The organism is Xanthomonas cassavae CFBP 4642 (assembly GCF_000454545.1).
Lineage (GTDB): Bacteria > Pseudomonadota > Gammaproteobacteria > Xanthomonadales > Xanthomonadaceae > Xanthomonas > Xanthomonas cassavae.
The window spans coordinates 41,378-59,352 of record NZ_CM002140.1 but is presented as its reverse complement, the minus strand read 5'-3'; the positions used below and the strand labels follow the sequence as shown (position 1 = coordinate 59,352).

At 60.6% G+C, this 17,975-nt stretch carries 17 protein-coding genes and 5 pseudogenes; 16 read left to right on the top strand and 6 right to left on the bottom strand.

Annotated features, from left to right (window positions below; translation table 11 throughout):
- From XCSCFBP4642_RS30335 to XCSCFBP4642_RS0123515, 5 genes are all read left to right on the top strand, one after another.
- Positions 1-1,752: DotA/TraY family protein (locus XCSCFBP4642_RS30335; RefSeq protein ID WP_029221901.1), on the top strand; the 1,752-nt coding region annotated here is incomplete at its 5' end.
- 3 nt (positions 1,753-1,755) lie between these two features.
- On the top strand, positions 1,756-2,187 hold the full coding sequence (locus XCSCFBP4642_RS0123530) for a hypothetical protein (protein ID WP_228325773.1): 432 nt from the start codon (positions 1,756-1,758) through the stop codon (positions 2,185-2,187).
- Between the two features lie 30 nt (positions 2,188-2,217).
- Positions 2,218-2,724: a hypothetical protein gene (locus XCSCFBP4642_RS0123525; RefSeq protein ID WP_017154709.1), complete on the top strand. Its 507-nt coding sequence runs from the start codon at positions 2,218-2,220 to the stop codon at positions 2,722-2,724.
- On the top strand, positions 2,721-3,167 hold the full coding sequence (locus tag XCSCFBP4642_RS0123520) for a hypothetical protein (RefSeq protein ID WP_017154710.1): 447 nt from the start codon (positions 2,721-2,723) through the stop codon (positions 3,165-3,167). Before XCSCFBP4642_RS0123525 ends, XCSCFBP4642_RS0123520 begins: the two co-directional genes overlap by 4 nt.
- Positions 3,164-3,823: a M23 family metallopeptidase gene (locus XCSCFBP4642_RS0123515; protein ID WP_029221900.1), complete on the top strand. Its 660-nt coding sequence runs from the start codon at positions 3,164-3,166 to the stop codon at positions 3,821-3,823. The genes XCSCFBP4642_RS0123520 and XCSCFBP4642_RS0123515 overlap by 4 nt, the downstream gene beginning before the upstream one ends.
- A gap of 27 nt (positions 3,824-3,850) precedes the next feature.
- On the opposite strand, the pseudogene XCSCFBP4642_RS27955 reads toward XCSCFBP4642_RS0123515, so the two are convergent.
- A pseudogene (locus XCSCFBP4642_RS27955) lies at positions 3,851-3,982 on the bottom strand (ribbon-helix-helix domain-containing protein); the annotation flags it as partial.
- 208 nt (positions 3,983-4,190) lie between these two features.
- Between XCSCFBP4642_RS27955 and XCSCFBP4642_RS0123510 the strand changes: the two are divergent.
- Positions 4,191-5,114 carry a recombinase family protein gene (locus tag XCSCFBP4642_RS0123510; RefSeq protein ID WP_011795795.1) on the top strand — a complete coding sequence of 308 codons (924 nt, stop codon included), beginning with the start codon at positions 4,191-4,193 and terminating at the stop codon, positions 5,112-5,114.
- Between the two features lie 210 nt (positions 5,115-5,324).
- On the opposite strand, the gene XCSCFBP4642_RS29570 is transcribed toward XCSCFBP4642_RS0123510, so the two are convergent.
- The gene (locus XCSCFBP4642_RS29570; protein WP_167331369.1) at positions 5,325-6,176 is read right to left on the bottom strand and encodes a type III effector; all 852 of its coding nucleotides are present in this window, start codon (positions 6,174-6,176) and stop codon (positions 5,325-5,327) included.
- Positions 6,177-6,656: 480 nt separating this feature from the next.
- Positions 6,657-7,670 (bottom strand): DNA-binding protein, encoded by a 1,014-nt coding sequence (locus XCSCFBP4642_RS0123500; RefSeq protein ID WP_029218405.1) that lies wholly within the window; start codon positions 7,668-7,670, stop codon positions 6,657-6,659.
- A 183-nt stretch (positions 7,671-7,853) separates the two neighbouring features.
- Between XCSCFBP4642_RS0123500 and XCSCFBP4642_RS25730 the strand changes: the two are divergent.
- From XCSCFBP4642_RS25730 to avrXacE2, 5 genes and pseudogenes are all read left to right on the top strand, one after another.
- Positions 7,854-8,573, top strand: a pseudogene (locus tag XCSCFBP4642_RS25730) (Tn3 family resolvase); the annotation flags it as partial.
- A gap of 269 nt (positions 8,574-8,842) precedes the next feature.
- A pseudogene (locus tag XCSCFBP4642_RS25725) lies at positions 8,843-9,641 on the top strand (IS1595 family transposase).
- A gap of 326 nt (positions 9,642-9,967) precedes the next feature.
- Positions 9,968-11,443 (top strand): trypsin-like serine protease, encoded by a 1,476-nt coding sequence (locus XCSCFBP4642_RS27945; protein WP_152527314.1) that lies wholly within the window; start codon positions 9,968-9,970, stop codon positions 11,441-11,443.
- Between the two features lie 150 nt (positions 11,444-11,593).
- Positions 11,594-11,986 (top strand): annotated as a pseudogene (locus XCSCFBP4642_RS0123485) (transposase); the annotation flags it as partial.
- A gap of 20 nt (positions 11,987-12,006) precedes the next feature.
- Entirely contained in the window at positions 12,007-13,077 is a 1,071-nt protein-coding gene (gene avrXacE2, locus XCSCFBP4642_RS0123480) for a type III secretion system effector avirulence protein AvrXacE2 (protein ID WP_029218399.1), read from the top strand.
- Positions 13,078-13,823: 746 nt separating this feature from the next.
- Here avrXacE2 and XCSCFBP4642_RS27935 read toward each other — a convergent pair.
- The 3 genes and pseudogenes from XCSCFBP4642_RS27935 to XCSCFBP4642_RS0123460 form a co-directional block, all read right to left on the bottom strand.
- Positions 13,824-14,114: pseudogene (locus XCSCFBP4642_RS27935) on the bottom strand (recombinase family protein); the annotation flags it as partial.
- A 482-nt stretch (positions 14,115-14,596) separates the two neighbouring features.
- The gene (locus XCSCFBP4642_RS0123465) at positions 14,597-15,148 is read right to left on the bottom strand and encodes a GNAT family N-acetyltransferase (protein ID WP_029218400.1); all 552 of its coding nucleotides are present in this window, start codon (positions 15,146-15,148) and stop codon (positions 14,597-14,599) included.
- Positions 15,145-15,435 (bottom strand): type II toxin-antitoxin system TacA family antitoxin, encoded by a 291-nt coding sequence (locus XCSCFBP4642_RS0123460; RefSeq protein ID WP_017154722.1) that lies wholly within the window; start codon positions 15,433-15,435, stop codon positions 15,145-15,147. The genes XCSCFBP4642_RS0123465 and XCSCFBP4642_RS0123460 overlap by 4 nt, the downstream gene beginning before the upstream one ends.
- A gap of 265 nt (positions 15,436-15,700) precedes the next feature.
- On the opposite strand from XCSCFBP4642_RS0123460, the gene XCSCFBP4642_RS0123455 reads away from it, so the two are divergent.
- The 5 genes from XCSCFBP4642_RS0123455 to XCSCFBP4642_RS29320 all read left to right on the top strand — a co-directional run bounded on the left by XCSCFBP4642_RS0123455 (position 15,701) and on the right by XCSCFBP4642_RS29320 (position 17,919).
- On the top strand, positions 15,701-16,318 hold the full coding sequence (locus XCSCFBP4642_RS0123455) for a recombinase family protein (RefSeq protein ID WP_084624368.1): 618 nt from the start codon (positions 15,701-15,703) through the stop codon (positions 16,316-16,318).
- Entirely contained in the window at positions 16,315-16,722 is a 408-nt protein-coding gene (locus XCSCFBP4642_RS30955; RefSeq protein ID WP_029218402.1) for a hypothetical protein, read from the top strand. Before XCSCFBP4642_RS0123455 ends, XCSCFBP4642_RS30955 begins: the two co-directional genes overlap by 4 nt.
- 93 nt (positions 16,723-16,815) lie before the next feature.
- A complete protein-coding gene (locus tag XCSCFBP4642_RS0123445) occupies positions 16,816-17,466 on the top strand; it encodes a ParA family protein (RefSeq protein WP_029218403.1) in 651 nt (216 codons plus the stop codon).
- Between the two features lies 1 nt (position 17,467).
- Positions 17,468-17,725, top strand: a complete 258-nt coding sequence (locus XCSCFBP4642_RS0123440) for a hypothetical protein (RefSeq protein ID WP_029218404.1) — start codon at positions 17,468-17,470, stop codon at positions 17,723-17,725.
- 23 nt (positions 17,726-17,748) lie between these two features.
- Complete coding sequence (locus tag XCSCFBP4642_RS29320) at positions 17,749-17,919, top strand: hypothetical protein (protein WP_160170351.1); 171 nt, start codon at positions 17,749-17,751, stop codon at positions 17,917-17,919.
- The last annotated feature ends 56 nt before the right edge of the window (positions 17,920-17,975 follow it).

Below are 17,975 nucleotides of genomic sequence, written 5' to 3'. Positions count from 1 at the left end.
GCGACGGAACAGGTCCGTGCGCAAGCGATGGAGCAAAAGAAGCGCGCGGCCGTTGAAGTGATGGGCGCAATCGACCGCTGGGTGATTACTTGGCCCGATGATGTGTCAAAGCCCGGCTGGGATAGCGTCAGCTCTGCGCAGTTCAATGCCATTGTGTCCGAAGCCGAACAGAAGGTCGTCGCGGGCCTCGAAAGCAGCATTGCATCCCGGCAAGGTGCGATGGCATCGGGGCTGAGTGCTTATGTTGCCTCCCTGACAAACGAGGGCTGGGCGACCGCAGGCGGCTGGCTGCAAAAGGTCGGGCTGGTCCGCACGCAACTGTCTGCGACGTTCTCCGAGTCCGTGGGGAGCGTGACCGAGCCAAGCCTGACCGGCCTGCCCAACAGCCCGGCGTCCGACATGCTCGCCAATTCGGTCGGCCTAGTCGCGGACATCACGCGCAAGGCAGAGTCGCACGACGATTACACCTCTGGCGACATCAAGCCGGACGATCTGACTTCCGCGATCCCGACCGACCCGATGGCGGCGGTGAACGTGGGCCAGATTCAAGCCGACATGGACGCGAAGATGTCGAGCTGGGTCAACCGCAGGATGGAGGACATCGTAGACATTGCCGTGGGTGCGGACGGCAGCGATGGCACGGGCGGCTGGTGCGGCACGGCGGGGCTGATTGGTGGAAGCCTCAACCGCATGAAGTGCGTCGGCGACTATTTCAGCGCGACGCGGGGAGCCGCGCAAACAATGAAAACAACGCTGCTCACGGCGGTTACGGTCGTGCGCGTGGCAGCGGGTGTCATCGGCGGAACGAAGGTGCTGGGCAACGGCTTTGAAGCCGACAAGGTCGTGGACCCGATTTGGGACTGGATCAAGGAAGTCATCATTCCGCCGCTCGCGGAACTGGAAATGCGGCTGGAAACGCTGGCCTTCTACTTCGGTGTGTTCCTGCCCGCCCTGCCCTACGCGATCTTCATCATGGTGATCTGCGGTTGGGTGCTGTCCGTTGCGCAAACCTTGCTTGCGGCTCCGCTGTGGGCCGTCATGCACATGACCCCGGATCGCACGTTCATCGGCTCGCAGCGGCAAGGCTACCTGCTGCTCATGTCGCTGTTCGCGCGGCCCGCACTGGCCGTGATCGGTCTGTTCGCGGGCATCCTGATTTCCGACCCGCTTGTAAACTTCGCGTCGAAGGGCTTTTTCTCGATGCGCGGTGCCATCGTCACGAGCACCGGCACAGTCGGCGCGATCAGCGAGTTTTTCACCTTTACATGGTGGATGAGCGCATTCGCGCTCATGTTGCTGCCGGTCTTCTACATGTGCTTCGGGCTGCCGCAGGTGCTGCCCGACAAGGTGTTGCAGTGGATCGGTGGCGGCGTCGCGGACCTTGGCGAAACGTCCGCGCTCGGTGAGATGCGCACCGGCCTTGCCCGCGCGAGCGCCTACGGTCGCGTGCCGGGCAAGGATAAGGACAAACAGAAGAAGCTCGGCGGCGGCGGGAATCGGCCATTGCCGGGCAGCGGCCCGCGTGGTGACGGGGGTGGTAGCGGTGGTGGTGGCGGCGGAAATCAGCCCGTGAGCGGCGGCGGGCAAGGCGTCACGCCTCGCCTGCCGCCGCCCAGCTCGCCGGGCGGGCGCGGCCAAGGGGATGCCGGAATCGGCCCGGCTGGTCCTTCTGCTCCCGGTAAGGGCGGCGGCGGACGTGACCCGATTGTTCTAACTCAAAGCCCGCAGGGCGCAGGCCCGAGAAAGGAGTAACGCATGAGTCACCTAGATTACGAGCGCGGACTATACGAAGGCGTTGCCGCACAACAGCACCAGTACGCTGCCGGTCGGCGGGACGGATGGGATGAAGCTGTCGATCAAATGACGCCGCGATATCAGGCGTTGGAACGCGAACGTGACGCATTGCAGCAGGAACGCGACAACATCGCTTATGCGGCAAACGCGATGGGTGTCATAGCGCGGGCCATGCAAGAGGTGATCGCCAATGGCACGCGCGATCAACAGATGGAAGTCATCAACCGCTACAACGCGCTGTGTGACATGTACCTAAACAATGGCGTGCTGCGCACCGAGCCGCACAACGACCCGACCGCACAAGAGCGCGAAGGCGATGTTGCGAGCTTCTTCCCCAAGCTCGCGCAACAGCTCAATGCCCGTTCGTCGCACGACGACGACTATTCCTCCTGACTGCCGCGCCTCGGGCGCAAGGAGCTTGTCATGTCGTACCCGCTGCAACCCGTTCCCGCCGATGTGCTGGCCGTGCTGCGTCTCCGTTGCCGCCTGTCGGCCCGGCTCAAGCGCGGCCTCGCTCGCGGGCTGGCCCTGCCCCTCGCTCTGCTCGCGGCCGTGTCCAGCGCGCACGCGGCGGAACCGACGCTGGCCGATGCGCTGGAATGCCGCCTGCCTGCGTCAAAGGCAGAAAGCGTGCTTGCACGCCACGGCGTGGCCGTCGATGGCCCGGCCGTGCAGCCCGGCGTCACGGTCTACGGCATCCCGGCCGCGCAGCTCGAAGCCACGCGCGAGGCTGGGGCGCTGCACCTGTACTACGTCATCCCGGCCACCGCCGCGCAGCGGTTCATCGACGCTGCGCAGATGGAACCTATCGGCCCCGCGTTCGTGCGGCTGCTGCTCGATGACCGCAACGGCCTACAGGCCATGTCCCCGACCGCGATCCGCCAGCACGGCGGCCCCGCTGCTCCCATCCTCTGTGAGATGCGCGCATGAAGATCATCCCCCCTGCCCTGTTCGTACTCCTGCTGGCCGCGCCTGCGGCCGCGATGGCGTCCGAACCTGCCAGCCTGTCGGACGTGCTGGAATGCACGCTGCCCGCCGACAAGGCGCTTTCGGCGCTGGAACGCGCGGGCATCCCCGTCACCGGCCAATCTGTGCCAGTGTCGAACGTCGCCGCTTACGGCGTGCCTGTTGTCCGCGTTGAGGTGTTCAAGAGCCAATCGTCGCTCGGCGTGTACTTCGTCATCGCGCCCGCCGACAGGGACCAGCTGATTCAGGCCGCCAAGCTGGAAGCATGGGACGATGAAGGCGGCGCGGGATTCCGGCGCGAGCTGGCCGGGAAAAACCGGCTGAATGTGTCGCATCCCGATGACCCGAACGTCGAGGACGGCGAAGCCCTCGCGACGTGCTCGATGCGCCTGCGGGGTAACCCATGAACGTCAGAATCGCCGCCCTGCCCCTTCTTTTTGCGGTCGCCTCGGCCGCAGCGCCCGCACTGGCGCAGTCGTGCATGGTGAACGTGACGGACCACGAGCTGATAACGGAGCGGTTCGGCATCAATGCCGACTTCCGCAAAGGCCGCACACATGACGGCTTCGACTTCCGCGCACCGCGCGGGTCGCCGCTCTACGTGGGTGCGGACGGCGTAGTGACCACGCGCGACACGTGGCGCGGCGCGGGCAATGTGCTGGTCATCCGCCGCCCGAACGGGCAGACGATGACCTATTACCACCTGTCAGCCTTTGCGCCTGACGCGGCGGTCGGCAAGGAAGTGAAGGCCGGGCAGCTCATCGGCTATGCCGGTGGAACCTCGGCCAGCAGGACCGGCGGCCCCGTCGATGACGACGCCTATAGCCCGCACCTGCATTTCATCTACGCCGTGCCGGATGCCGGGCAGCAGCGCATCACGAATTTCAGCCAGCACGCCAGTCGCCTGCGGTCGGTGAACCCCGGTCAGCTTCCGCGCGATTTCACCGGCAATGCCCGCCCGCAGGCGGTCGGCGTCGGCTACAAGACCGATCCCGCGCCGTTCTTCTGCAAGGCGTACCCGTTCAAGGGGTCCGGGGAGCAATGGAACAGGGAAGTCAGTTAAGCCTTCACCAGTGCCGGTCGGTGCCCTCCATGCGCGCACCGCCTCCTCAATGAAGCGCGACAGGTCGCCCTTGCGGCCGCCGCCTTGGGCGGCAATGAACATGCGCACGGACTGATCCACGTCCGGCGACACGGCGATGTTCCAACGCACGGTATTCATGATGCCCTCCAGAACAGTGTTTGTGCACATAGGTGTTTATACACTTTACTCGTTACATGCGCAATGGTTCGATAAAACGATCGTTTATCTGAACTACAACGAAGCAACGGGCATGACATGCCCGCAGGCCAACAAGCAGTCTATAAAAGTGGTTTGCATAATCAAAGTTTGATATTGTCTTAATCAACGGGTAAAATGGAATTTTCGGATGAAAATCGGCTACGCTCGCGTCTCCACCCGCGAACAGAACCCGGCCTTGCAGGTGGACGCTCTCAAGGCGGCCGGTTGCGAGCGCATCTATCAGGATGTGGCGAGCGGCGCGAAGACCGCACGTCCGGCGCTCGATGAGCTACTGGGTCAGTTGCGCGCCGGCGACGTGCTGGTGATCTGGAAGCTCGACCGCATGGGGCGCTCGCTCAAGCACCTGGTCGAGCTGGTCGGCAACCTGATGGAGCGCAAGGTTGGACTCCTCAGTCTGAACGATCCCATCGACACCACCAGCGCCCAGGGGCGGTTTGTGTTCAACCTGTTCGCTACGCTGGCCGAGTTCGAGCGCGAACTGATCCGCGAACGCACCCAGGCCGGGCTGACGGCCGCGCGGGCACGCGGTCGGGTCGGCGGGCGACCCACAGGACTGTCGCCGCAGGCCGAAGCGACGGCGCTGGCGGCAGAGACCCTGTACCGCGAGCGGAAACTGTCGGTCGCCGCCATCGCACAGAAGCTGCACCTGTCCAAGAGCACGCTGTACAGCTACCTGCGACATCGCGGTGTAGAGATCGGTCCGTACAAGAAAACGGAGCAGCAACCATCAAGCATGTCGGCCCTTGAAAGCGGCAATGACGCCCCGCCGAAGGTCGCCACCATCCTGCTGACGCTGCGCATCGAGAACAACAGCAAGTTCGTGCGCGGCAAGAAGCGCACGATTGAGCACGTCGAGAGCTTTTACCTCGACCAATACGACGCCACGCGACGGCCGAACGGCGAATATGAGCTGAAGGTGCCCTATGACACCGACGAAGAACTGGATGAAGCTGTGAACGAATTGCTGACCGACATCGCCAGCGGTGCGGACGACCGGCACTGCTTCTCGGAGAGCGACGCGCGCATGGAGGGCACCGACCGGCACTGGTGAAGGCTTAACTGACTTCCCTGTTCCATTGCTCCCCGAACCCCGTTGTGCGCGGCGAGATGGGCTGTGCGTTATCCAGTCCATAGGCCTGCCGCGCAGCATCGGCGGCTAGAGCTTGACAAGGGTCGGCAGGGATTCGTGTAAAACACAGCCAAAAGTGAGCTAACTCGCTGTCAGAAAAGGGTTTATACGAACTCCCGCCGACCCTCGATATCATAAACCCCGCAGTCGGCTCATAATAAAGTCATCGGGATCCGGGAAATTGTCATCATCAGAATCAGATTGCACATCTCTAAGTAGTGCGCCCGCTTGTTCTGTAGAGACCTCGTATCCTGCAGCATGCATCTCTTTCTTGAACACCTGCGCATTTTCCCCGGGGGAGCTGTTTTTTGATCCAAGCACGAATTTTGAAGGAATCGACTGACCTGTCATGTATGCCGTGCCACGGGTCCTAGGATCCGAGATCAGATTGAAGCTGCTTCTGACGCCGATGGTGCGTAATAGTGCGGGATTATCCATGTCAGCGAACATGGCAAAATTCTTGGCTTCTTTCTTGGAAGAGGACAAATAATGATTGTTTGCGGATTCTTCCTGCGCTGCAGAGCTTAAATTCATAAACATATTTGCGTTACCTCCTGCCGTTGCGCCGTCGCGTTTGTGTGATTTTGAAAATCCGTTCTCCCTAAGAGATTTTAAATGCGGATGCTTTGTCCCGTGATATAAAACACTGCTGTCGTAGACTTTTTTGGCTGCGTCCCTTAGGCCGCTCTCATGCTGAGGCGACGAATCGAAATTAGAGCTCGATGCATGACTAGCACTTCTGATGGACTTTGGCATTTTAAATTCCATGGAGATGGAGGAGGGTGGAATATATGGGGGGCGCGGAATAAGATTGATACAAACATTCTGGTTGCCATATTTGATTTCGCATCTCTTACATCGGGCTTCGCTGCGGCGTGCAGCGTTTCGTGCTCTGCGCGGAATGGGACAGAGCCTTTGCAGCAGTTCGGGTAGTGGAAGAATCGCCAGAATTCGCGTTGGATAACACGCCAGCGCCGCATACATAGCAGGCGATTCCGAGGGTCGGATCTATTACCCGCACCAGACTACACTCACCCGTAAGGGAAGTGACAAACACGGAGGGCCGGCAGGATTCGTGTAAAAAGCAGCCAACAGCAAGCTAACTTGCAGTCAGCGCGGAACATTTTACGGACTTGGTCATCTGCTTGCTGCGTTTGGAGTTGTTGTATCTGCTGTAAGCAGCTGGAACCTGCCCAAGGCAATCCGAATCGATCTTGAATAATCGTCATCTGCGGTTTTGCTCCACGTGGAGCAAACTCAAAGGCTGAGCATCCCGACCTACTGCATGCGCTGAGTGTCGCCAGCCGCTATTTCTTATCACGGCAGATCGAGCCGGGTATTCATGCGACGTCGAATCCGCCACAGGGGTAACTGGCTCCCGGCGTCCCCTGTGAACTGGGTTGCACGCTCGCACTGCAACTGACGATTTGCGTCTGGGGAGGGTTCGTCCTTCCCAGACGTTACTTATTCGCCAACCGGGCGCGCTGGCCGCAGCTGCGCCAGGAGTTGTTCCAACGTGCTCAGGCGCACCGTGGCCCGCAGGGTGTCTGCCTCGGCGTGTTCCCGGCGCTGGCGCTCTTCGACCAGTTCGGTCCGCGCCGCCGACAGTTCGGTGCGCACGCCTTCCAGCGCGTGGAGATCGTCGGTCCAGCGCACCTGCAGGGCTTGGTGCTCGGCGGCCGCCAGGCGCAGCGCGTCGCGCTCGCGTTGCTGGGCGTCGGCCCGCTGGCGTGCCTGCGCCAGCTCCCGCTCCAGCCGGGTCTGGCGTTCCAGCCACTGGCCGTTTTCCCGGTTGAGCTGCATCAGGTCGTGGTTCTTGGCGGTCAATGCCTCGTTGGCCTGCCGTAGGGCGACCTGCAGCTCCTGCACCTGGTGCTCATGCCGGCGCTGTTCCTGCTCGCGCTGGTCCTTGACCGAGGTGCGGTAGTGCTCAAGGGCTTCCCTGGCGTGTTCGTGCTTGTGTTCCAACGATTTCGCATGGGCGTCGTGCTCGGCCAATCTGGCCGTGAGGCCCGCGATCCGCTCCTCCAGCTGGGCCAGTTCGGTGGTGCGGCGGGCCACTTCGCTCCTGGCAGCGTCGCCCGCCTCGCGTTCGGCCTGCAGCGCGGTCTCGCAGCGTTGCAGCTGCGTCATGAGTGACCCGGCCTCGTGTCGGGCCTGCTCCAGCGCTTGGGTGCGTTCCTGCAGCTGCGCCTGGAAGCGCGCCTGGGCCTGCGCCACGACCGTGTGGGCCTCGCTGTGCAACCGCTCGGCGAGGCGGGCGATGAGGTCTTGAAGTGCATCGCTCACGGCCATTTTCGCGCCAACGCCTTGCCCTTCCTCCTCTTCCAACTCCCTCAAATAGCGGTGGATGGTGGTCTTGGACCCCGTGTTGCCCAGCGCCACCCGGACCGCGTCCACGGACGGATGCGTGCCCGTGGCGCGCAGGCGATCGCGGGCGCGTTGCACATCGCTTTTGTACAACCCGGACCTTGCCATCCGGCACTCCACGTATTTCGTAACGTATTACATACCATGTAAATACATACTCCTCAATGCATTGAATGGACCGCCGATAGGCGTTGAACTCACGCGGGATAATCTAGAATTATCCCGCGTTAGCCGGAATTTTCGGCTACAGTCGCCCTGCGGCCGTACGAAACGGCGTTTCGGAGCGACGCGGTGAGCTCGGTCAAGCAGTATCTGGAAGCGGCAACCCGCGCCAACACCGAGCGCGCGTATGCAGGGGCGATCCGTCACTTCGAGGTCGAGTGGGGTGGTCATCTGCCGGCGACCGCGGAGCAGGTGGCGCGCTACTTGGCCGCCTACGCCGGGCAACTCGCGCTCAACACACTCAGGCACCGGCTCGCAGCACTGGCGCAGTGGCACCAGGTGCACGGCTTTGTCGACCCGACCCGGGCGCCGGTGGTGCGCCAAGTGCTCAAGGGCATCCAGACCCTGCACCCGAGCGTCGAAAAACGCGCCACGCCCCTGCAACTCACCCAGCTGGGCCAGGTCACGACATGGCTGGAAGACGCTGCGGCTGCGGCCCAGTCTCGCGGCGATCGCGCCGCAGAACTGCGGCATCTGCGCGATCGCGCCTTGCTGCTGCTCGGCTTCTGGCGCGGCTTCCGCGGCGATGAACTCACCCGCCTCCAGGTGAACCACCTGCGCCTGGTGCCGGGCGAAGGCATGACCTGCTTCCTGCCGCACAGCAAGAGCGATCGCCAGCACGCCGGCGCCACCTACAAGGTCCCGGCGCTGTCGCGCTGGTGCCCGGTGGCTGCCACCATGACCTGGGTTGCGGCAGCCGCCCTCCACGAGGGGCCACTGTTTCGCGCAGTCAACCAGTGGGGCGGGATTGCCGCCGCGCCACTCCACCCCAACGCCGCAGGACGGTTACGCCAGTACGTCGCTGCTGGCCCGTCTGCGGGCCGCCTGACCGGGGATGTACGTCGGAGGGTGCAATTCTTCACACACATAAGTACTGTAAGGCCATCAATAATGGTGTGGGAATCTCAAAAATGGGTCCTGATTAGCCCCATCCCTCAGCCGTAGTTGCAGGATCTGCGACGCTGCGGTTGGACAATGACCCCAGCTCAAGGCAACGGAGGTGGGAGAGGGGCATCAACATCGTGCAGTTTCAGCCAGGCTTGTCGCTGAGCGAGTTCATGGATCGCTACTGAACCGAAGCCAAGTGCTACCGGGCGTTGTATCGGTGGCGCTGGCCGAAGGGATTTCGCTGCCCGCAGTGCGACGGCCGCGCGCGCTCGCGCGTTCGACGCGATGATCAGGTGTACTACCAGTGCCGGGCGTGCCGGCATCAAACCACCTTGCGTGCTGGCACGCTGTTGCAATCCAGCAAGCTGTCCTTGCGCCTGTGGATGCAGGCGATGACCGAGCGCGAAGAACCGCGAAAACTCAAGGGGTTTGTGCAGATCGACGACGCGTATCTGGCGGTGAACGCAGCGGCGGCAAGCGCGGACGGGGCTCGGAGAACAAGCAGCCGTTCGTGATCGCGGTGCAAGTGGACCACACCCACGAGCATCCGGTCTTTGCGGTGATCGAGCCGGTGAAGGCCTTTGACAACGCCTCGCTGAAGGACTGGATCGCGCGCCGTCTGGAGCCGGAGTGTGAGGTCTATAGCGACGGCCTGGCGTGCTTTCGCCGTCTGGAGGAGGCCGGGCATGCCCACACCACCCTCGATACCGGCGGCGGTCGTGCTGCAACCGACGTCCAGGGAGCACGTTGGTTGAATGCGGTGCTGGGCAATGTCAAACGCGCCATCAGCGGGACATACCATGCGGTGGGCCAGGCCAAGTATGCAAGGCGCTACCTGGCCGAAGCGGGCTATCGCTTCAACCGCCGATCCGACCTGAAACAGATGCTGCCGCGGCTGGCGACGGCGCTGTGCGCTGCACACCTTGCCCAGAGTGCGTTTTGCGAATGGCAAGCAACTTTCATGGCTGAGGGATGGGGCTAATCAGGTAAGTTAATGAATCAAATCTCATCTGCCGGTCGGCATACGTCAGCCCCAGCAGCACCCGCCTCTGATACTGCATTCTCGGACCGTTCGGTCGCGCTTGATCTGTTCTTCGTCCATCACTGCACTCATCGGTGTCTCCTATGAAAGTTAACACCTGATCAGAGTTTCAGTGGGTCATTACATAACTGCCGATACCGGCTCAAGATTTCTCTACGCCTATCCACAGGCAATTTGGGGATTGGCCCATTGGCATCTGAAATTTTCCGGATTAGCATAGCGGCACGCAATATATTCAACCCCGTATTACAAGATGGCTCGAGATAAAAAATTGAAAATAGCTATTGGCATCACCCTTGGAATTTCATTCCTAATTAATTTTCTTCCAGCACAAGCCGCGGTTATTGACGAAGCAACATTTAAATACTACGGAGGTGACCTGGAAAATGTTGGAGAAAGCTTAAAAACTAGCAACGATGAGTTGCGCTCTTTTAGCTATGAAAAGCCATGGCTCGTGGTTGGCGATATTTCCGGATGCACCGCGACGTGGCTTGGAAATTCAGGCGACTGGAGCTATATCCTCACAGCCGCTCATTGCGTTCCCTACAAGGCTGAAGAAACTGCAGTCAACAGGACTTTTAAAGATCTAAATGGAAATATTATAGCCTCAGGCTCGGGTATCGCATACGTACCGCCTCAAAGAATTTCCGTTCCGTCAGGAATGGGCGGGGCGTCTACGGATGTCGCGGTGATAAAGTTACCCGTAGTCGGGCAGATACTAGACGCTAATGAAAGACCGGTCGAACGTCCGATCTTGAATGATTATCTCGACGAAGTGGGTCGCGACGTAATCTTCGTTGGATACGGTTCCTGGGGTGTTGGAACGAAGTCTAACGGTGGATATTGGCCGGAAAAAGGAGCAAGACGGCTCTATTCGCGAAGCCGTATTAACCAGGTATTCGAGAATGAATATGGAATCGGTGCCAAATACGACCCACAGGGACCGTCGGCATACTGGGCAAGAGTGGCTGCGGGCGATAGCGGATCTGCCTGGTGGCAAATTCGCAATGGCAAGCCAGTCATCATCGCAACAACCAATGGCGGTACCTCCACTCTATCCACTGGCGCGCGAATTTCCAAGTATGTCGATTGGATCAAGTCGATTTATCCCGAGGCACGTTTTTTATCGGAAGAACCGCCTCTTGGATGCATTGTCAATGTAGAGACAAGTGAAAAGTTCTGCATGCACCCTGGCGAGGCTCACGCTTATTCGCTACCGGCATGGATCTACAATAAAAAAGTATATGTGGATGCCGCTCCGGGCACCGCAGTGGTACTCTCTGATTGGGACAATCTTTCCTATGCCAGGATAGCACGTTTTGTCGGCACCGTAGAAAATAGTGATCTTCGCAATGTCAAGGCAGACAATGGAAGTTATTTAGACTTCTCTAAACCGAGATCGATGAAGGTTGTTAGCGATACTACGCTGCTTGGGTGTATCGTCAGCTTGACAAGTAGTGAAAAGTACTGTCTGCCTGCTGGCAAAAGGTCGCACTATTCCTTGCCGGATTGGATTTATCACCGCCAAGTATATGTTGATAGCTCTTCCGGGGTCCTAGTGCAACTATCGGATTGGGACAATCTTTCGTATAATAGAATTGCGAGTTTTTCAGGAGTCACCCAGAACTGGGAATTAAAGAGCGTCAAAGCATTTGATAGCAACTATTTGGATTTCTCACAACCTCGCTCCATGCGAGTAATCCAAGATTTGGAAAATTCTTCCAAATAGAAACCTGATTAGCCCCCTCCTCAGCCGGTAGTTGCAGGATCTGCGACGCTGGGGTTGGACAATGGCCCTAGCTGAAGCGAAGGAGGCGGGAGATGGGCATCAACATCGTGCAGTTTCAGCCGGGATTGTCGCTGAGCGAGTTTGTGGATCGCTATTGACAACGCCTCGCTGGAGGACTGGATCGCGCGGCGTCTGGAGCCGGAATGCGAGGTCTACAGCGATGGGCTGGCGTGTTTCCGCCGTCTTGAGGATGCCGGACATGCTCACACCACACTGGACACCGGCGGTGGTCGTGCCGCAACCGAAGTCCAGGGAGTACGTTGGTTGAATGTGGTGCTGGGCAATGTCAAACGCGCCATCAGCGGGACCTACCATGCGGTGGGCCAGGCCAAGTATGCAAGGCGCTACCTGGCCGAGGCGGCCTATCGCTTCAACCGCCGATTCGACCTGAAACAGATGCTGCCGCGGCTGGCGACGGCGCTGCTGCGTTGCACACCTTGCCCAGAGCGCGTTTTGCGTATGGCAAGCAACTTCCATGGCTGAGGGATGGGGCTAATCAGGAAATGGGTTGCACTATCTCAACGACAAACAACGCCCCGCACTCGCCGCGCCAAGAGGACGCGCCTCCCCTTCCGCCGCAGACGCGGCAATCCTTTGTGGGTGTTGTAAATGGGCTGTTGAGCGATTTGCCCAAGCGTCGGCGTCGTGGCGGTTTGCTCTCCGATCCTGATATCTCCCTCGCCGGCTACTTGCTGAGCAAAGCCGTCATCGGGGATCCGGTCGAGCCCCAGGACATCCCTCGGCTGCACAAGGCGAACAACACGATGCAGGAGACACGGGCGCGCTTCCCATACGGACGCGGCAACGTCGCCACCGACATTGCCGTCAGCGATCACGCATCCAGTCAACATGCGCAGGCCGCACATGATGTGTTTGTCGATCTGGTGCGCGGCGCGGCGCCGGCGTCAATGCTCACGAATCCGACGCTGGGGCATGCGGTCGTATCTGAATTCGTCCAGGGCGGTCATTGCGCCGGATATGCTGCCGTAGCAACCATGCGACATGTACAGAAGCTTCAGCCAGAAGAAAGCGTCCACTATGTCCAGCACAACCATCAGGGCCATGACTGGGCTGAGTCGCGCGTGCCGGACGGACATCACAAGACCATCGTCCTAGACCCTTGGGCTCAAGGACCGGCGGTGTTTGCGTCCGACAGCAGATTTGCGGCAAATGCTCAACACACCCAAGAACGCTTGGCCTTGAATGCCAAGGACGGAGATGACATTGCCGCCAAGACGGCCGCAGGCGCGCAGTATCTTCTGGAAAACTGCCTCCCCCTGACTGAAACACACCTCAAGAGACTGAAAGCCCAGCAGTTCCATTGCGCGCCTGAGGAAGTCTGGCAACCGCAACCTGTGGTGAGCGATGCGTTTCGTAGACGGGTTCGGCAAGGTCTGGCTACATTGACCAACTCTTCAGAGCTTGGCTTGTCGCGGGCAGAGCAGAGCAGCAAGGCTTTGAAGAAGATGTCCATCAAATCGGCATGCGCACTGGGTTTCGGCAAGAAAGCAGCAAGCGCAGCTGCCGAAGACATTGCCGCTGCCGCATATCAGCTGGGCGAGCAGAGCCAGTAACCGGTGCTGGACCCAACCATGCGGGTGGGTCACATCAGTCCCAGACTCTAAACCCAGCCGGTACTCAGGGCGGGGGACGTCGAGCCAAGCATTTTTCACAAACTCCTGCGGGCACTTTTGAGCGCAATCTATTCATTACCGGGCTTGGGCGCGATCAGTTCCTTCTGCTCAGGTAGCGGACCGGGACGGAAGCGCCCTCCCGCTCGCGCTTGCGACACGGCAAACTGCACATCATCTTCAGTATCGGACTGACTCCTAATCGAGCTTTGCCTCTTCAATCCTTGCAATACACCCTGTGTCTCCCGATGAGTCGCCGACTCTTGCGTCGCTTGCTCATTCGTGGTCCGACCAGCGTGTTGCTCGACAACATATTCGCTTGCCTTCCCACTGGCACCTGTGACGTTGAAGCATCCCATATAAGAACTCCTAACTTGAGAGTGCGGGCTGCTAACTTCTCACGAAAAGCGTAAACCTGCTTTCGCCAAGCGAAAAACTCTTTGGACTGGCGAAACTGTGCCTAGTGATCGGGCGAAGCTGAAAACTAAACAACGTGCCTGGACCTCGTGGGTAAATGTGCTGCCGTGTGTAAACACCACGTTATTCAGTGGAATGTGGATCCGGGAGATGGCGGGAGGTCGGTGTGCGAGGCTGCTATTGCAGAGGGGCGGTAGAACTTCTCGAAAACCCTTTTCCGGCAAAAATTTAGCTCATTTTTGGCTGTTTTTTACACGAATCCCTGCCGACCCTCGGATAGACGCTACCAGGCGCTCGGCTTCGACCAGTGGCAAGCGGCTGATCCGATCGATCTTTTCAGCAATGACCACTTCGCCCGATTGCAGATCCTCGATCATGCGCAGCAACTCAGGGCGATCGGCGCGCGCACCAGAAGCCTTCTCACGATAGACGCCGGCGACGTAGAAGCCGGCGGCCTTGGCCTCTTGGACGATCGCGGCTTATCGCGTGAGATCCTGGCCATCAGTGCTGACGCGCTGGTAAATCCGAGCAACCTTGAAGGGTTCTGCAGGAGCACGCGCCATCAAATGCTACTCGCCAGATCGGCTGGGGTAGGAATCACGTCGGACATGGTGGCCTCTTGCTCGGCCTTTTTGGGTTAAACCTAAACGTACCATCAATTTTACGGGTGGCCCAATATTTTTTTGTTGACTTAAACGGACCACATAAAATGGGCCAGCCTAAATGGACCATTCATCCGATAGGGAGGTCTCCGGCTCCGGGGCGGCGCTGCGCGCCGGCCGTGGACAAGCCGGGGACGGCCTGGCGGCGGCGCCATCAAAAGCGGGTTTGCAGGGCAGGGGGAGGGCGGCTCCCTGTCGGCGGCGGGAGCGTTGCTCTCGGCGCTGAAGCCGCGCGTGCGCGGGTGAGGCGTTGTCCGTAGGGGGTTGATCTGGCACCTGATCGTAGTCGGCGCCGGCGAGGACGTTGGTGACACGATCGCGGACCTGCTCAGCTGCATGTGTGACCAAGACAGGGTTGTAAGCCGGAACCGCCAAAATATCCGCTAACTCACTGATGCAATGGATGAAATCCGATCTTGTGAGCTATTTTTACACGTATGTCGGCTGAACCCCGCTTTCAGGTCATCCAGCGTGACCAGTAGCATCATTGGATCGAGGGGCGACGGCTCAAATCCGATCCGCTCATAGAACGCCTTGGCGTCGGCCGAGAGCGCATGCACGAGCACCCCGCGAATCCCGATGGTGTCGGCGGCTTGGACGATGCGCTGCCCGGCATCTTTCACCAGAGCGCGGCCTAGGCCCCTGCCCTGCTGCGATTGATCTACGGCCAGCCTGCCAAGGACCACCACCGGAATCGGGTCCGGCATGTTGCGTCGGAAGCGTCCGGGTGCTGCGTCCACCGTGACCCCGCTCGATGCCAGCGCATAGTAGGCCACCACGCGGCCATCGTCGCAGGCGACGAAGGTTCGCGAAGCGCCGGTAGCCTGATTTTTCAGGGCACGACGCTTTAGCCACTGGTCCAGACTGTCCACCCCGGAGTCGAAGGCTTCAATGTCGTGGTGCGCGGCCAGCGGTTCGGGCGCTGATACCGTCATGCTTTCTCCCACGGGGCGGGCGTCTGCATGGTTTTCCGCAGGCGTTCGTTCGGCTGCGGCGGCATGTCCAGTCGTGCCAGAAAGGCCGCGTAGGCGTCCGGGCTGGCGGAAATGATCGTCTGGTCTAGTAACGCTTCCTCGGCGGCCGACCGGGCGGCTTCCAGCACGAAGTCGGTGCGGTTCTTGCCCCGTGCCTTGGCGGCGCGGTCGATCAAGCTCCGTTCCTCGGGCTTGATGCGGATGTTCAGCGTTTCACGCTTGCTGGGTGCGGTGCTCATCGTGGGCATGGCTCAATCTCCTGCGGTTTCATGTAAGTGTACCGCGCCGTAATGTCAATGTCATTACGTTTGTTTGCCCGGCGTCGTTAAATCGCTCCCCCTTGCCCCCGCTCTGTGTGTGAAATGACGAGTCCGGCCCGGTCCTGCGTGTTGCACAAGTCCTAAGTTTTGCGACTGCCGCCACAGCTCCGGAATTGCTGGCTTTTCTATGTTGCAAAACTTTGTCGCTTATATTCTATAATGTGCGACAACATTTGCGACTAAGGGCGGCCCTATGGCACGGCACAAACAAGACCCCGGCACGCTCGACCTGATGAGCGGCCGATTGCTCGTCGGCTATGCGCGGGTTTCGACCGACGACCAAGAGCTGACCAATCAGCGGACCGAGCTGCACGCGGCCGGCTGTTCCCGCATCTTCGCCGAGAAGATCACCGGCACCCACAGCAAGCGGGCCGAGCTGGCCCGGATGCTCGACCATCTGAGGGCCGGCGACGTGGTAACAGTGACGCGGCTTGACCGCCTCGCCCGCAACACCCGCGACCTGCTGGACATAGCCGAGCAGTTGCAGGCGAAGGGGGCCGGCTTGCGGTCGCTGGCCGAGCCGTGGGCCGACACGACCAGCCCGGCGGGGCGCATGGTTCTGACGGTGTTTGCCGGCATTGCCGAGTTCGAGCGGTCTCTGATCGTGGAGCGCACACGCAACGGGCGCACAGCGGCCAAGGCGCGGGGCGTTCGCTTCGGCCGCCGCCCTACCCTCACCCCTGCGCAGATTGCCCACGCCCGCCGCCTGATCGACGAGGATGGGCAGACTGCAACCCAAGCGGCCGCCTTGCTGGGTGTGCATCGAGCGACCCTGTATCGCGCCCTGACCAAGGAGGACGGCGCCAAATGAAGAAGCCGAAACGGATCATTCTCGACTACCCCGACCGGCCGAAGCCGCCGGAGCCGCTGACGCCGGAGGAGCAGACCCACGTCGATGACTTTTTCGCATGGATGGATCGGCAGGAGTCCGGGCCGATGCGCGAAGATGGCGAGCCGCTGACCGGGATCGAGGCCATCGACTATCCGCCCGGTAAGGCCCATCCCGGAAATGTCCGGAAAGATCGCCCCCATGACGAGGCGATGGCCGAGCTGTTCCGCGCAGACCCGGACCATGCAGCGGCGCTGCTGGATGCGGTACGCCGCGACGGGGACGCTGACGAGCTGCGCGGCCTTCTGCGGCAGCTTGCGGCGGCGTTCGGCCCGGAGTGGCCGGGGTTCACCGATACCGAGCGGGAAACGCTGGATCGCGGCTAAACGTGCTTGCGTGCTTTCTACTATTAGTGCTTGCTAGTTGCGTGCTTTCTGTTTATCATCCAATTGTCAAAACAAACTAAGAAGGGGCGACATGTGAAAACCCTAGTGTTGGCAAGTCAGAAAGGCGGGGCGGGCAAGACGACGCTGGCCGCGCATCTGGCCATAGCCGCCGAGCAGGCCGGCGTGGGGCCTGCCGTCCTTATCGACACCGATCCCCAAGGCAGTTTGTCGGCGTGGTGGAACTCGCGTGATGCGGACACTCCGGCGCTCGCGGCCGCGACGCTGGCCGAGCTGCCGGCGAAATTGGAAGCGCTGGCCAGCGCCGGTTTTAAGCTGGCCGTCATCGATACCCCGCCCGCCATCACCGATGCCATCCGGGACGTGGTGAAGCTCGCCGACCTTGTGCTGATTCCAACCCGGCCTAGCCCGCACGACCTGCGCGCAGTCGGCAGCACGGTGGACATTGCACAGGAAGCCGGGAGGCCCTTCGCGTTCGCACTCACGCAAGCGAAGCCGACCGCCCGCCTGACGGTGCAAGCGGTGGCCGCCCTGTCTGCGCACGGTCCCGTAGCCCCATCCATCGTGCATGATCGTGTGGACTATGCCGGCAGTATGGTGGACGGCCGCACGGTGCAGGAAACCGATGGTAAGGGCCGGAGCGCCGAGGAAATCACGGCGTTATTTGCTTTCGTGCAAGAACGCATGAACGATAAAAAGAAAGCTCGCAAAAAGGAAACCGTCTAATATGGCTACGAAGAAAAGCGCCGATCTTACCGGCCTAGTCGCCACCAAAGGCAGCGCCGCCCCAGTGGCCGATATGCCCCCCCGCACGCTCAAGCCGACGCCCACCAACGACGATCCGGCTAACAATGTGCCGTTGAACTTCCGCGTGTCGGCAGACCTACGCCGCCGGTTCCGCATGTTCGCCGCATCGCACGACCTCAAGCTAAATGAGCTGCTGCGACTGGCCTTCACCGAATACGAAAAGCGCCACAACAGCTAACTGCTGTGGCAGGAGAGCGCCCTATGGCCACGAAGAAGAACGACGACCCCCAGCAAATCGGGGCATTGCTAGGCAAGTTGGTGCCGCGCGACGTGCTGCGCACCGCTAATGCGGTATCGAAGAATCCCAAGAGGAAGGGCCTTACCGCACAGGACGAGGGGTCCGGGGAGCAATGGAACAGGGAAGTCAGTTAAGCCGATTGATCCGCGAACGCACCCAGGCCGGGCTGACGGCCGCGCGGGCACGCGGT

Excerpts from the sequence above, each read along its gene's own strand:
- XCSCFBP4642_RS0123530 (WP_228325773.1), top strand. The coding sequence starts at position 1,756 with ATGAGTCACCTAGATTACGAGCGCGGACTATACGAAGGCGTTGCCGCA.
- XCSCFBP4642_RS0123500 (WP_029218405.1), bottom strand. The coding sequence starts at position 7,670 with ATGGCAAGGTCCGGGTTGTACAAAAGCGATGTGCAACGCGCCCGCGAT.
- XCSCFBP4642_RS0123515 (WP_029221900.1), top strand. The coding sequence starts at position 3,164 with ATGAACGTCAGAATCGCCGCCCTGCCCCTTCTTTTTGCGGTCGCCTCG.
- XCSCFBP4642_RS29320 (WP_160170351.1), top strand. The coding sequence starts at position 17,749 with ATGGCCACGAAGAAGAACGACGACCCCCAGCAAATCGGGGCATTGCTA.
- XCSCFBP4642_RS0123510 (WP_011795795.1), top strand. The coding sequence starts at position 4,191 with ATGAAAATCGGCTACGCTCGCGTCTCCACCCGCGAACAGAACCCGGCC.
- XCSCFBP4642_RS0123520 (WP_017154710.1), top strand. The coding sequence starts at position 2,721 with ATGAAGATCATCCCCCCTGCCCTGTTCGTACTCCTGCTGGCCGCGCCT.
- avrXacE2 (WP_029218399.1), top strand. The coding sequence starts at position 12,007 with ATGGGTTGCACTATCTCAACGACAAACAACGCCCCGCACTCGCCGCGC.
- XCSCFBP4642_RS30955 (WP_029218402.1), top strand. The coding sequence starts at position 16,315 with ATGAAGAAGCCGAAACGGATCATTCTCGACTACCCCGACCGGCCGAAG.
- XCSCFBP4642_RS0123525 (WP_017154709.1), top strand. The coding sequence starts at position 2,218 with ATGTCGTACCCGCTGCAACCCGTTCCCGCCGATGTGCTGGCCGTGCTG.
- XCSCFBP4642_RS29570 (WP_167331369.1), bottom strand. The coding sequence starts at position 6,176 with ATGTATGCGGCGCTGGCGTGTTATCCAACGCGAATTCTGGCGATTCTT.
- XCSCFBP4642_RS0123440 (WP_029218404.1), top strand. The coding sequence starts at position 17,468 with ATGGCTACGAAGAAAAGCGCCGATCTTACCGGCCTAGTCGCCACCAAA.
- XCSCFBP4642_RS0123465 (WP_029218400.1), bottom strand. The coding sequence starts at position 15,148 with ATGACGGTATCAGCGCCCGAACCGCTGGCCGCGCACCACGACATTGAA.
- XCSCFBP4642_RS0123455 (WP_084624368.1), top strand. The coding sequence starts at position 15,701 with ATGGCACGGCACAAACAAGACCCCGGCACGCTCGACCTGATGAGCGGC.
- XCSCFBP4642_RS27945 (WP_152527314.1), top strand. The coding sequence starts at position 9,968 with ATGGCTCGAGATAAAAAATTGAAAATAGCTATTGGCATCACCCTTGGA.
- XCSCFBP4642_RS0123460 (WP_017154722.1), bottom strand. The coding sequence starts at position 15,435 with ATGCCCACGATGAGCACCGCACCCAGCAAGCGTGAAACGCTGAACATC.